The 13367-nt window shown below is 37.7% G+C and carries 12 protein-coding genes; 4 read left to right on the top strand and 8 right to left on the bottom strand.

Translation table 11 applies throughout. From position 1 onward, the window contains the following. Nucleotides 1-100: 100 nt before the first annotated feature. Both CHU_RS13045 and CHU_RS13040 read right to left on the bottom strand, forming a co-directional pair. Nucleotides 101-1081, bottom strand: coding sequence for a pyruvate dehydrogenase complex E1 component subunit beta (locus tag CHU_RS13045; protein ID WP_011586042.1), 981 nt, complete (start codon nucleotides 1079-1081; stop codon nucleotides 101-103). Between the two features lie 152 nt (nucleotides 1082-1233). Next, entirely contained in the window at nucleotides 1234-3027 is a 1794-nt protein-coding gene (locus CHU_RS13040; RefSeq protein ID WP_011586041.1) for a tetratricopeptide repeat protein, read from the bottom strand. A gap of 145 nt (nucleotides 3028-3172) precedes the next feature. Between CHU_RS13040 and CHU_RS19300 the strand changes: the two genes are divergently transcribed. Continuing rightward, nucleotides 3173-3391: a PspC domain-containing protein gene (locus CHU_RS19300; RefSeq protein WP_072355981.1), complete on the top strand. Its 219-nt coding sequence runs from the start codon at nucleotides 3173-3175 to the stop codon at nucleotides 3389-3391. Between the two features lie 50 nt (nucleotides 3392-3441). After that, nucleotides 3442-4656 (top strand): OmpA family protein, encoded by a 1215-nt coding sequence (locus CHU_RS13035; RefSeq protein ID WP_072355989.1) that lies wholly within the window; start codon nucleotides 3442-3444, stop codon nucleotides 4654-4656. Here the strand turns inward: CHU_RS13035 and CHU_RS13030 are convergent. Genes CHU_RS13030 through hisS form a run of 4 tightly spaced genes read right to left on the bottom strand, consistent with a single transcriptional unit; the run spans nucleotide 4648 to nucleotide 9275 of the window. Continuing rightward, nucleotides 4648-5664 (bottom strand): glycosyltransferase family 2 protein, encoded by a 1017-nt coding sequence (locus CHU_RS13030; protein WP_011586038.1) that lies wholly within the window; start codon nucleotides 5662-5664, stop codon nucleotides 4648-4650. The genes CHU_RS13035 and CHU_RS13030 overlap by 9 nt on opposite strands. Then, a complete protein-coding gene (locus CHU_RS13025) occupies nucleotides 5664-6002 on the bottom strand; it encodes a YbaB/EbfC family nucleoid-associated protein (RefSeq protein WP_011586037.1) in 339 nt (112 codons plus the stop codon). The genes CHU_RS13030 and CHU_RS13025 overlap by 1 nt, the downstream gene beginning before the upstream one ends. An 8-nt stretch (nucleotides 6003-6010) precedes the next feature. Continuing rightward, nucleotides 6011-7909, bottom strand: a complete 1899-nt coding sequence (locus CHU_RS13020; RefSeq protein ID WP_143144016.1) for a gliding motility-associated C-terminal domain-containing protein — start codon at nucleotides 7907-7909, stop codon at nucleotides 6011-6013. A gap of 4 nt (nucleotides 7910-7913) precedes the next feature. Beyond that, the gene (gene hisS, locus CHU_RS13015) at nucleotides 7914-9275 is read right to left on the bottom strand and encodes a histidine--tRNA ligase (RefSeq protein WP_011586035.1); all 1362 of its coding nucleotides are present in this window, start codon (nucleotides 9273-9275) and stop codon (nucleotides 7914-7916) included. Between the two features lie 134 nt (nucleotides 9276-9409). Between hisS and CHU_RS19600 the strand changes: the two genes are divergently transcribed. Continuing rightward, complete coding sequence (locus CHU_RS19600) at nucleotides 9410-9547, top strand: hypothetical protein (protein ID WP_018344838.1); 138 nt, start codon at nucleotides 9410-9412, stop codon at nucleotides 9545-9547. Between the two features lie 57 nt (nucleotides 9548-9604). Here CHU_RS19600 and CHU_RS13010 read toward each other — a convergent pair whose 3' ends face one another. Together CHU_RS13010 and CHU_RS13005 are read right to left on the bottom strand one after the other, a co-directional pair. Further along, nucleotides 9605-10105 (bottom strand): metallophosphoesterase family protein, encoded by a 501-nt coding sequence (locus CHU_RS13010; protein WP_011586034.1) that lies wholly within the window; start codon nucleotides 10103-10105, stop codon nucleotides 9605-9607. 67 nt (nucleotides 10106-10172) lie between these two features. Then, nucleotides 10173-10814, bottom strand: a complete 642-nt coding sequence (locus CHU_RS13005) for a DUF6134 family protein (protein ID WP_011586033.1) — start codon at nucleotides 10812-10814, stop codon at nucleotides 10173-10175. Nucleotides 10815-10955: 141 nt separating this feature from the next. Here CHU_RS13005 and CHU_RS13000 point away from each other — a divergent pair, with 141 nt between their 5' ends. Further along, nucleotides 10956-13331 carry an AsmA family protein gene (locus CHU_RS13000; protein WP_011586032.1) on the top strand — a complete coding sequence of 792 codons (2376 nt, stop codon included), beginning with the start codon at nucleotides 10956-10958 and terminating at the stop codon, nucleotides 13329-13331. Nucleotides 13332-13367 lie beyond the last annotated feature (36 nt).

Here is a 13367-nt window from a genome sequence, read left to right as displayed (position 1 = left end):
TAATCTGTTCCTGTAACAAGCTGGTTCATCTGCTTATAAAACACAAAAGACGCTGTGCAGCGTCTTTTGTGTTTTATATATTCAATCAATGAATATTCAATTACTTCTGGTACATAACTGTTTTAACAGCATCAATAGTACGTTTTACATTTGGAAGGATTTCCTGGATTAATGTTGGCGCATATGGAAGCGGTAAGTCACGGCTTGTTACACGAAGTATAGGAGAGTCCAGGTGGTCGAAGGCATAACGTTGTACATGGTAAGAGATTTCAGATGAAATACTCGCCAATGGCCATGTTTCTTCAACAATAACAAGTCTGTTTGTTTTCTTAACTGAATGAACGATTGCTTCAAAATCAATCGGACGAACAGTACGTAAGTCAATTACTTCAGCAGAGACACCTTCTTTTGCAAGGTCTTCAGCAGCTTGTAACGCTACTTTTAATATTTTACCGTAAGATACCAGCGTAACATCTGTACCTTCACGTTTTACATCTGCAACACCGATAGGCAATAAATATTCACCTTCAGGAACGGGTCCTTTATCGCCGTACATAACTTCAGATTCCATGAAGATTACAGGATCATTGTCACGGATAGCCGATTTTAATAAACCTTTTGCGTCATATGGATTTGCAGGAACAACAACTTTTAAACCCGGCGTGTTTGCAAACCAGTTTTCAAAGTTCTGAGAGTGTTGTGAACTCAATTGTCCGGCGTTACCTGTAGGCCCTCTAAATACAATAGGAGCTGTATATTGACCGCCTGACATAGACATGATTTTCGCTGCACCATTGATAATCTGGTCAATAGCAACAAGTGAAAAGTTGAATGTCATAAATTCGATAATCGGACGGAGGCCGTTCATCGCAGCACCAACGCCAATACCTGCAAAACCTAATTCAGAAATAGGGGTATCAATGATTCGTTTTGCACCGAATTCATCCAACATGCCCTGGCTTACTTTATATGCACCATTATATTCAGCAACTTCTTCACCCAATAACAATACATTTGGGTCTCTTCTCATTTCTTCGTTCATCGCTTCACGAAGCGCTTCACGGAATTGTATTTCTCTCATAACGTACTTTCAATAAATATCAAGCTGACAAAAATAAATATATTGCCCGCAATTACAAAGATAAATCGTTGAATATAGTGCGATAACTCTTAATATAAGGCAAAAAAAAACCTCTGCATTTCTGCAGAGGTTTTTTCGAAATATCAATAAGCTTATTTTAAAGCATTTTTGAAGTTATCAGAATTCCAGTAATCGTAGAACTCCATATCAGAAACAGCTCTTTCGCCAAATTTAGGGCTTAATTGTTTCGCCTTTTTAAGGTTAGTAGTTAATGTAGCTTCATCTTTAAGACGGGCAGCAGTAACTGCAGCTAAATAGAAACCAGCAGCGTCGTTTGGAGCAGCAGCTGTATAGTTAGCAAAACCAGCTTTTGCAGTATTGAAATCTTTTTTCAATAAGCTCGCTAAAGCAGTGTTGAATTTAACCTGAATTGAATCGTTAGATTTAGAGAAATCCTGTAATGCTAATTCATACTTACCGTCTTTGATGTCAACAGTACCTAAGATACCGTTAGCACCTTTTTTAACAGCGTCAGATGCATTAGATGCTACTGCTTTGTTTGCTTCATCACGTGCAGATGTTTTAACACCTGATAAGATGTAAGCAGAAGCTAAGTTAACATGAGCCTCACCGTTATCTTGTTTTTTGATAGACATTTCTAACGTGTTGATAGCCTTATTTACTAACTCAGTTTTTTTGTTTTGATCCACTTCAACTTTAGCCATTTCAACATAAACAGCACCTAAGTTGTTATAAGCAACCCAGTTGTCAGTCTTTTTAGCTAATGCTTCGTAGATTGCAGCTTTTTCAGAAAGAATAGGAGTTAATGTACCTGCATAGCCTAATTCTTCAACTGAAAGTGTATCCACTGAAACTTTACCTGAAGTGATCTGACCAGCTAATAAAGAAATCTGAGCATCCGTTTTCTTAGGTTTTACTGTCCAGATTTCAGTTCTTGCTGTACGTAATGAAGGATATAATTGCGCTAATACTGATTTGTTGTAGTATGGCAATTTTTCGATCTGCTGTTGTTTTGAAGTAAAATCTCCGCTACCAGCAATGATGTTCAATAATTCTGATTTTTGCTCAGGAGTCAATTTTGTACTCTTAGCAATTTCAGCTTTCATTGGTTCAAAATCCTTGATATCACCTTTTGTAACAAATTGAATTGTATTTACCAGAGAATCCTGTTTGAAATGTTTCATTCTGGCTTTAACATACTTCTCAATAACAACTGAACGCTCATTTGCAAGGTTCGTGTTTTTAGTTTCAGTACCTTCCGGAGAGTGCTGACCAATTACACTGATTGTACGTGTAACGTGTTTCGCAGTAATGAAGGCATCCAAAAATTTAGCATTCTGGCCTTTCATTTCAGAACTTCTCAAAACAGATTTACCTTGTTCGAAGTAGAAATTAACGGTAGATGCAATTAATTCTTCTTTGTTGTTGTAACCGTGATCAGCATAAGCAACATAAGAATAATCTTTTACTAAACGGGATGTTGTAATAAGACCTTTTGCAATCGGGAATTCTTCTGTAGACTTCGTTTTAGTTTTGTCTAAGTTAGAAGCAGTACCAACAGCAAGTAAATCGCCATTACCAATTTCCGGTTTGTAAGCGAAGGCCTGGTGTTTTTTAATTTGCGGAGCAGTTGTTTTTGCATCAGGGTAATCTGTTGACACAAAATCAAATGAACCCAATTCTACTTTGTTATCACCACTCTTATAGAATGTGCTAACAGAATATATTTTGTTCTTTTTCAACATTTTAACAGGGAGTGTTGCTGATATGTCAAAAGCTACACTATCACCATGAACTTCTAAAGGAGATGGTGTTACTGTTAATTCTTGGTCTTTAGCCATTTTAACCATTTGCTTTAATGAGCAAGAGTTAAATGCTAACAAACCAGCTGTCATTAATGCTACTGTTTGTCTATTTAATATCATAATTGTATCAACAAATTAGGTTTCCTTGAGTGCGAAAATAAGTCTATCAAACATCTAAAACAACCTATTTACACTTTTATTTTATGGAAATTGTGAAATTTTATCTATATTTAACTTGATAGAAAAGCGATTAATCAGAAATACAATGAATAAGCTAAGTTCTTTTTTCGAGTCAAGAGCATTTGGAGTATGTACCTATTGGGGAGAACGATTTGGTATCGCTTCTGCCAGCATTCGTTTATTTTTTATTTATTTATCTTTCTTCACATTTGGCTCACCCATTATTATTTACATGGGTATGGGGTTCTTAATGAACATGCACAAGCATTTAAGAAACAACCGTAAGCCTGTTTGGGATATTTAAAATCTGGTTTTATCGTTATCCTTGCTTTAAAGACAAAACCTGACCCGTTCATGCGGCAATTCGTTAGAGCAAGTAAACAAAGAGAAGTACTATATGTATTACATATAGTGTTGTTTCTGGTGTTGCATCCGTACTGCATATTTGCCCAGGCAAACACCAATATTATTCCCAATGGTTCTTTCGAATCCGGAAATACGGGATTTGAAAGTTCATTCCAGCATTCTTCTGCAAACGTTCCTCCAGGGTATTATACCATAACCGATCAGGCTTCCTACCATAATAAAGATTTTAAAGATCCTGTCGGCGGCGATCATACGGAAGGGGGATATGGTTTATATATGATTATCAATTCAGACGGTACACCGGGTAAAAAAGCCTGGTGCGGAATGGTAGATGTGATTCCCAATTCAGAATATAATTTCTCTCTCTTCTTTTGTAACCTGTATCGCCTGCTTCCGCCCAAAACAAACTTTGCATTTGAAAGCGGTGATGTGAAAGGGAATGATCCAAATATAAAAGTCACGATCGGTTCAGAAGAGATCCTGATCGAACGGGATTATTTTCACATGTTTAAATGGCTGAACGCTTCTACGATCTGGTATTCAGGGGAACACAAAGGACCGGTGCGTGTGTGTATTGAAAATTTAAACAGCAATGCAACGGGAAATGATCTGGCATTAGATGATATTTCCATGGTATATATCCGTACCATGCCTTTTGGATACAAACATCCGGAACGGATTTCTTCTATCATGCATCAGGATTATACCAAACCTGTTGTGCCACAACGTAAGGTAGCACTGTCTGAATACGGTATTGTGATGGATAAAAAAGATACGCTTAATAATGGTGTTTATGCCATTCAATATAAAAAACCTGTAGTGATTGAAATCGTTGCCGATACCGCTCCGGCATATATTAAAGTAGATCGGGTTGTATTGAAGAATTTACTTTTTTCACAAAGTAAATCGGAATTACTTCCTCAGGCAGCAAAAGAACTCGATATGATAGCAGAATGGATGAATCGGGAAACAGATGTGCGGGTGCGTTTTATTGGTCACACAGACAACCAGGGAGATGCTAAACTGAATGTGCTGCTTTCTGAACAGCGGGTATCTAAAGTGAAAGCCTATCTGGTTTCCAAAGGAATTGCTGCAGACAGAATAGAAACGGTAGGGTATGGCGGTGCATTCCCAATTACAGATAATGCATTTGAAGAAACCCGCAAGCTCAACAGAAGGGTAGAAATGGAAATTTTAAAATAATTGATTGAATACTTTTTTACCGCGGATGTAATACGCCCAGATCAGAGATTTTGATAGAATGACTGGAACATCGGTGTAGTAGAAAGGCAGCTGCTTAAGACGTTTGCGTTTGCCCTTGTTTTTAGCACTGAAATAAAACGACATGTGTGCATTAAACACCGCCAGGCATTGTCTCCATTGACCTTTGCTTAAGTAATGTAATCCTGCCAGTCCGTCTAAACACATTCTTAAAAAAATAACAGGAAATAATTTATTGGACGGCAAATGTTTTTGCAGCATCCATAAAGAATTTCTGAAATTCAGAAATGTTTTTTTAGGATTGTCTTTTTTTAAAGTAGCCGCGCCAACATGGTACACCAGACTTTCCGGAATATACTGAATGGAATAACCCATTCTGTGTATGGTCCAGCAAAGATCTATTTCTTCCATGTGTGCAAAAAAATCCGCATCAAATCCGCCGATGCGTTTAAAGATATCGTTGCGTACGGCTATGCATGCACCGCTTGCCCAGAATATTTCAGCCGCTTGATTGTATTGATTGGTATCTTCTTCCAGCTCATGAAAAACACGTCCTTTACAAAAAGGAATACCGTATTGGTCAATATATCCTCCGGCTGCACCGGCATATTCAAATACCTTTTTTTCTCTGTAACTACGTATTTTAGGCTGGCAGGCAGCAACAGCAGGATTGGTTTCGAATGTTTGAACCAATGGCTGGAGCCAGTCTTCCGTAACTTCTACATCTGAATTTAACAGTACCAGATAATCTGCGTCAACAGATTTCAGTGCCTGGTTATAGCCTCCCGCATAGCCATAGTTTTGATTGAGGGTAATAATGCGTACCGATGGATAGTTTTGTTGTATCCATTCAACAGAAATATCTGTTGATGCATTATCGGCAACAATGATTTCAGCGTTTGGCGTATGTGTAATGACAGATGGTAAAAACGTGCGCAGCTGATCTACACCATTCCAATTCAGTATTACTACAGCAGTAGTGTGCGGCATTACATTCCAAACATATTGCCCAGATCCATGCCGGGTATATTCGGCAACAGACCTTCTGTTTTTTTCTTGAATTCTGCCTGTGCTTTTTCTTCGGCGTTTTGAAGCGCTTTGTTTACCGCAGCAACAATCAGATCCTGAAGAATAATTTGGTCTGTTTCTTTTAGTAAAGAAGGATCAATATTGATGCGGACTACCTGCTTTGCTCCATTTGCTGTAGCTGTAACCAGTCCTGCGCCTGATTCGCCGTCAGCAGTAATATGTACCAATCCGTCTTTTACTTCTTTCATGCGGGCCTGCATTTCTTTAACCTTGCCCATCATGCCCATCATATCAAACATGCTCATAATTATCGTGCTAATGTTAGTGTTCCTGTGTGGATAAATTCGTTGTTGTGAATATCTGTGCCGATTATTTTATAGGTGTAAGCACCGTCTTGTGCATACTCTGTATTATTCATACCATTCCAACCGGCGTTAATGTCTGAACTTACATACACCACTTCGCCCCAGCGGGTATAAATAGTAATGTTATACGTGCTTACATATTTAGATTTAACAATAAAATGATCGTTTACGCCATCACCGTTTGGTGTGAAAATATCGGGAACAAAAACCTGTGCTTCAAATTTAAACAAGCTGTTATTGGAAAAACCTGTCGTAAACGCAGGGTTTGCGGTCGTTACCTTGATTCTATAATTTAAATAGGGCTCAGTAAGAGTTACTGTTTCTGTATACGTAGTACCTGTAGCAGGGATTTCTGTAAGCACATTCCCGGCTTCATCAATTTTTTGTACCGTATAGGATACTGCACCTGAGTTGTATCCGCTATAAGGGGTCCAGCTGAGTATGATATTGGAACCTGTTTGTACACCCTGTAATGTAACGGGACAGGTTAAATTGGATGGAAGGGATGTATTGTTGCAGTTGTCGCTGTATGTTAATTGGAAACAATATCTATCTGACGTGTTCGGAACTGAATAGGAATAAGGGCTGCTGCCTGGTTTTGCTGCTAACGAATAAGCACCGCCGTTTTGTGAAACATACAGATTGTAGCTTGAAATGCCAACAGCATTTGTCCACGATATGGTAGCTGTATTGCCGTTCATCGTTGAATTTACATCTGTAAGCGTTGGAGGAATTACGGTAGATGTTGCGATAATGGTTGTATCGATTGAATAGGATTTATGCGGAACACCTGATAATGTAGTAGTAGTGTATGTTGCTGTTGTCTGATACGTGTAAGAAAAACCGCAAATGACGGCATTGTCTGGATAACCTGTGCTTGCTCCGGGTAAATGAACAAGCACTACTCCGTTACGGTATACATCAAAGGAATTAACCGGCCCGTCGTTGTTCCAGAATATGTTATTTACCATATTAGCAGGTGTAGCGTCAATACCTACAGAATAAATTATGTCAGAAGGTATTTCTGTTCCGCAATCATTAAATGCTACAATGCGGTATTGATAATCATTTGCCTGCGTATTGAGGTTGATGTCTGTATACGTTTGTATTCCCGAAGCACCTGCCGTAAATGTTGATACAGGGAGGAACGTTCCTCCGGTTACACATTGTTCAATGCGATAGTTTTGCCCTTGCAAGGCATTAAAATTTAATCTGATGGAGCCTGCACTGGTGTGTTGCTTCAGCATCCTTAAATCAATGATGTCTGGCTTAACAACTGCGGTAAGAGCATAAACGGTAGAAGTCTTACTGCCGCAGGTAGTGGTATTGGGATTGAATGAACCGGTTACCGTAACCGATTTCATTCCTTCGGAACCATACATATAACTGGTAGTTGAACCGGGCGCTGCTGTTTGTTTTGCTGAACCATCGTTAAAATCAATCAGATATTGATCATACACGGCATCAACGGTAACGTCAACTATGTTTCCTGCACACGATTTCAATGTAATGACAGGAGTGGGGGAAGCAACCACGACTATGTCGACATCGTATGAATTTGCAGGAATATCAGTAGTGATGAACTGGTGGATGCGGTATGTGCCTGGCGTAGTGTAGGTATGTACTTTAGATGTGGTAAAGCCGCCCTGCGTACCACCCAGGTAATCGTAATTATAAAACGGTGTTGCAGACGTTGAACCGGATAAATCTGTAATGTTTACCGTAAAAGGAATACAACCTTTAGTCGCATCAACAGAAAACTCAGCATGAATTTGAGCATGCAGTTCCAGTACAGAAATGCATGCGGCTAATGCCAGAAAAAAAGTTGTTATTCGTTTCAAAAGATTATATAAGTTTATGGACAACTTCGTCAAACGTTACTTTAAACTGTTCTCCGCTAATTAAATTTTTCAGGGAATATAAACCCTGATTCATTTCATCTTCACCGATCAATAAAGCAAACGGAATTTTTTTATCGTCTGCGTAACTTAATTGTTTTTTGATCTTAACCGGATCGGGGTACAGCTCTGTATTAATACCTTGTGCACGTAGTTTTGTAACCATTGGCAAGGCATGCATGAACGTGTTTTCATCAAAGGCGCAGATCAATAAACGGGTAGAATTGGATTCCTGTGAAGGAAACAGATTCAATTCATTCATTACATCGTAAATACGGTCTATACCAAAAGAAATACCGACACCGGATACATTCGGCAGACCGAATACGCCTGTTAAGTTGTCGTAACGACCGCCGCCGCAAACGCTACCCATCTGCACATTCAGGATTTTTACTTCAAAGATCGCTCCTGTATAATAAGAAAGTCCGCGGGCTAAGGTAAGATCTGTTTCAATGGAAGCATTGCCCAGTCCTGATTTTTCGATCAGGGTAAATACTTTTTCTAATTCATCGATCCCTTTTAATCCAACGCTGCTTTGTGCCAAAATAGTACGAAGCAATGGGAAAATCTCTGCATTATTGCCTTTCAGGTCAAAAACAGGAAGAAGTCTGGTTAATTGACTATCTGTAAAACCTTTTGTTTTTAATTCTTCTAAAACGGCTTCTTTACCGATTTTATCCAGTTTGTCAATGGCTACACACAATTCAGCTTCACTGCCTTCTTTTCCGATAGCATCTGCAATACCGGAAAGGATTTTACGGTTATTTATTTTAACAACAAAATCTGTAATACCTAAGGCTGCAAAAGCTTCGTGGATCATCAGCACAATTTCGGCTTCACATAACAGCGAATCGGTACCAACTACGTCTGCATCACATTGCATGAATTCGCAGTAACGGCCCTTCTGCGGACGGTCTGCTCGCCATACGGGCTGAATCTGGTAGCGTTTAAACGGGAAGGTGATATCGTTGCGGTTCATGACAACGTGCCGGGCAAATGGCACTGTTAAATCGTACCGAAGCGCCTTTTTTGATATTTTCGGAATTAATTTTTTATATCCTTCCTGCAGATGATTTTGCTCAACGCCCTGAATAAAATCGCCGGAATTCAATATTTTATAAATTAACTGATCGCCTTCATCGCCATATTTACCTGTTAACACACTTAAATTTTCCATGGCAGGCGTTTCAATAGGTAAAAAGCCATATTTGGTAAATATTTCGCGTATTGTTTGCAGTAAATACTGCCTCTTTAACATTTGAGCAGGGCCAAAATCCCTTGTTCCTTTCGGTAATGAAGGTTTTTCCATTAGTTTGTATTCAAAATAGACCCGAAATTACAAAAAGGACTCCGGAATGCCTATTTGATAATAAACAGAAACTATTTTTATTATTGTAATAATATGCTATCTTTGCATTCCTTCAGAATAAAAACATTACCGACATGGGCGTTACTAGACTTAAAAGAAAAGACAGAAGAAACAAAGCGGTTGCGAATAATAGACAGGCAGTTATCAAACAAATGACTAGTGTTCCTGTAATTCGTCGCGTGGATGTAGAAGAATTGAAAAAACAAGCTTAATTCATTCGAATTCATTCATATCTTATTTAAAAGACGTTTACGGAGTAAACGTCTTTTTTATTTCCCCCTCAAGCCGAGTTCAATAACCTGCATATTGATCACTTTTCCGGCAACAAGTTCAAAGCGGAGCAGGGTACGCATTTTATGAAAACCTTCTTTACCTGCCGCACCCGGATTCAGGTACAGCATACCGCCATACATGGGGTCACTCACCACACGTAAGATGTGACTGTGGCCGCAGATAAAAATAGTTGGTTTGTGTGCAGCGATTACTTTTTTAACACGGGGTGAATATTTGCCTGGACTGCCGCCGATATGCGTCATATAGATGGTTGCACCTTCACGTTCAAAGATCAGATCTTCTTTTAATACGATCCGCACATCCTGCCCATCGATGTTGCCATACACACCTAATGTAGGTTTAAACGCATTCAGCTTATCGTACACACCAATGTTGCCGAAATCTCCCGCATGCCAGATCTCATCACACTCTTTAAAGTAATTCAATATTGTATCGTCTATATACGAATGTGTATCTGAAAGCAAACCGATTTTCATGATGGGATAACGTGAAGGGGCATAGTAAGAAGCTGCTGAATAGAAGTATCCTCAGGGGATAACTATACTATTTAATTTCAGCAAGCCTGAAAACAATTTTATATAATTTTTGCTTTGACTCTGCCCAGATACAAATACCGTTTTGATATTTATAGGAAGTGCTTTTTCCATCGGGGAAGGAAACAATATAATAATCGCCTGATTTTGTAACCGGGCAAAAGGCCATGTATTTTTCAGAAAACAATTGAGATATGCCTACCGGTTCTTTATAATATAAGTTGCCAATGGATTGTGTAATTTTTGTGCTGCCAATGTCGCTGTAACTTTTACCATCCCAACCAATATATTTTGCGCCGGTCCAATTGATATTTGAGAATGACTGCGTATCGCCATTTACTTTTGTGAAATAATTTGCTTTCAGCAATTCGCCTTTTTGATACGAAGATTCGGAACGGAATTGAATATCGTAATTGGTAATAACATTGACGTTTACTTTGGAGTCAATATTATAATTTATCAATCCCTGGTCAGGTGCTGTTGTTTTTGTGGAAGTCATCCAGCCAACTGTTTTATCCTGAATTTCTACATCGTATTTCAGGTAACTGAACTGAACAGCGCACGGAGACTTCGTATTGAAGCTGGAAGAAACAATGGTTGCAAAAAAAATAATCCCTATTAAACTACCTAAGGCAGATTTTGTATAGTTCATTGCATGAGTATTTACAGGTATCTTATAAATAGTTATATATATCCCACAAAAGAATGTTTACTCAATATATTATTATTATTTTTATAAAGCAACGGTAATTGAGGCATCAAGCAGATTTAAACCTCATCATTCCAATAACATATGTTTTTAAAATATTTAAAAAGAATTGGTTTAGTTTTAGCCGCTCTGGTAGCCTTATATTTTATAGCGATAGCAACAATATCTGTTTATTATAAAAAAGAAATTGAACAGGGTGTTGTTTCTGCGATTAATAACAGGATCAAAAAACCGATTACGATACGAAAAGTATCCATTTCTCCCTTTACGAATTTTCCTTTTATCGCATTCCGTTTACATGGTGTATCACTTCCTAAATCAACGGAAAGCACGGTTCCGTTTGTTGAAATCGGGGAATTTGAAGTGCTGTTTTCACCGCATAATATTTTGATGAAACGATATAAAGTGGAACAGATAACACTGGAAGATGGAAAAATCGATGCCCGTGTGGATTCATTGGGTGTACGCGATTTTGATATCTTTTATAAAGACGATTCTACCAGAAAGAAACCGAATGATATAGCTGATTTCAGTATTGAAACAGTAAAATTCAATAATATAGAAGTGTTTTATAAAAATATGTATAAAACCAAACAGGTTCATTTAACTTTTAAAGGAACAGAAACCCAGCTAACACTCACATCAAATGTGTTGAATGGTGATTTTGTGGGTGAGATTTATTCCAATGAAGTAACGTTAAGACCCGGTACGCTGTTTAAAGATTCTGAGCTGCATGCTGATTTTCATTTTAGCTATGATATCGATGCAAAATTATTTTCGTTTGAAAACAGCGTGCTTAGATCCAAAGAAAATAGTTTTCTGGCAAAAGGGAATATTGACTTCAAGAATAAATCCTTAATGCACTTAAATATTGTAACACAGGAAGCAGATATTAAAGAGGTATTCCGATTGATTCCTGTACGCTGGACGCAAAAGCTGGAACCTCTGAAACTGGCTGGAAACATAAATGCCGAAGCAGATATTCATATTCGTTTATTAGCAGGCTATCAACCGGAGTTTGATATTGATTTTTCTACCAATAATTTTTCCATCAATAATGAAAACATTCATACGACTATTGATCATATGAAATTTTCAGGAAACTTAACTTCAACAGATAGCATTAAGATTGAAAATTATAAAATCACATTCAAGGATTTTGTTGCATTGATCGGCAATACAGATACGGTGCGTACGAGTAATCTGTCTGTTGAAAATTTCATAAATCCGATTTTAAAAACAGACCTTAAAATGAAATTGAAAAGTAAAACCCTTTTCGATCTTGTCAAGTTTGATAAATATACAACGGTAGACGGCAGCATCGGTGTGGCGTTGCATTATGACGGACCGTTAAATTACATTTTCAGAAAATCCGATGTGACACCAATTATGATCGGAGACATACAATTGAATCATGTTAATTTAAAACTGAATAAGGTACATTTTCCCTTTAATGATATGAATGGCAAAATTGCTTTCCGCAATGATTCCATACGCATTGAGTCGTTAAGCGTAAAATCAGGTAAAACGGATATGCTCCTGAATGGCACGGCCAATAAGCTCTTCAATTCTATTTTTAAAGATACAACAGGCTTAATATTGAATGTGAATTTTACATCAAATGAATTTCATTTCAGTGATTTCAATTCTGCAGGACAATACAAGCAAGCTGATAACAATAAAAGCAAACCGAAAAGAAAAATTCATGTTGTTGAAAACAGCCGGTTTATATTGCCTTATGACATGAAGGGGAGCTTTAAAGGTAAAGTAAAAACATTCACTGCAAGAAATTATCACGGCAATAATATTGAACTGGATATTAAGATCAACAACAAGATTGTTAAGATTGTTGAATCCATGAATTCTTTTGGCGGCATTATGAATTTTACCAGCAGTTTCACGCCTGTTAAAAATGAAATTCATTGTAAGAGTAATATCAGTATGCAGAAGTTTAAGATTGATGAGGTATTCAGAGCCTTTAATAATTTCAAACAAAAAATGCTGAACTCAGACAACATTCATGGTATTGTGAGCGGAAATATTTATTCCTTTTTCAAATTAAGTTCGGGTCTTGAAATGGATACCAGCTCTATTTACATCAACGGAAATTATTCGATTAATAAACTTGAACTGACCAATGTTGAACCACTGCTGAAACTTACTAAGGTGGGCTTTGATGAAAAAGATCTGCGGCACGTTACGTTTGAAAACATAACCTCATCGATTAATATCAAGCACCATGTTATACATATTCCGCGTACGTTGTATGTTACCAATATTCTATATTTCTATTTAGATGTACAGATAAAACCAGATGGTGAATCGGAATTCTATGTATTGCTTCCGATTAAAAACCTTAAGAAAAAACCTAAGACGGATGGCTTAACCAATGATTCAAAAGCAGGTCTTTCCATTCCATTAAAAATTACCGGCAAGGCAGGTAAACTCACGGTTTTATAAACCATGTACTTTATATTAATACACTAAAAAATCCCA

The organism is Cytophaga hutchinsonii ATCC 33406 (genome assembly GCF_000014145.1).
Classification (GTDB): domain Bacteria; phylum Bacteroidota; class Bacteroidia; order Cytophagales; family Cytophagaceae; genus Cytophaga; species Cytophaga hutchinsonii.
The sequence above is the reverse complement of the archived record's forward strand: the minus strand, read 5'-3'. Positions and strand labels throughout refer to the sequence as shown.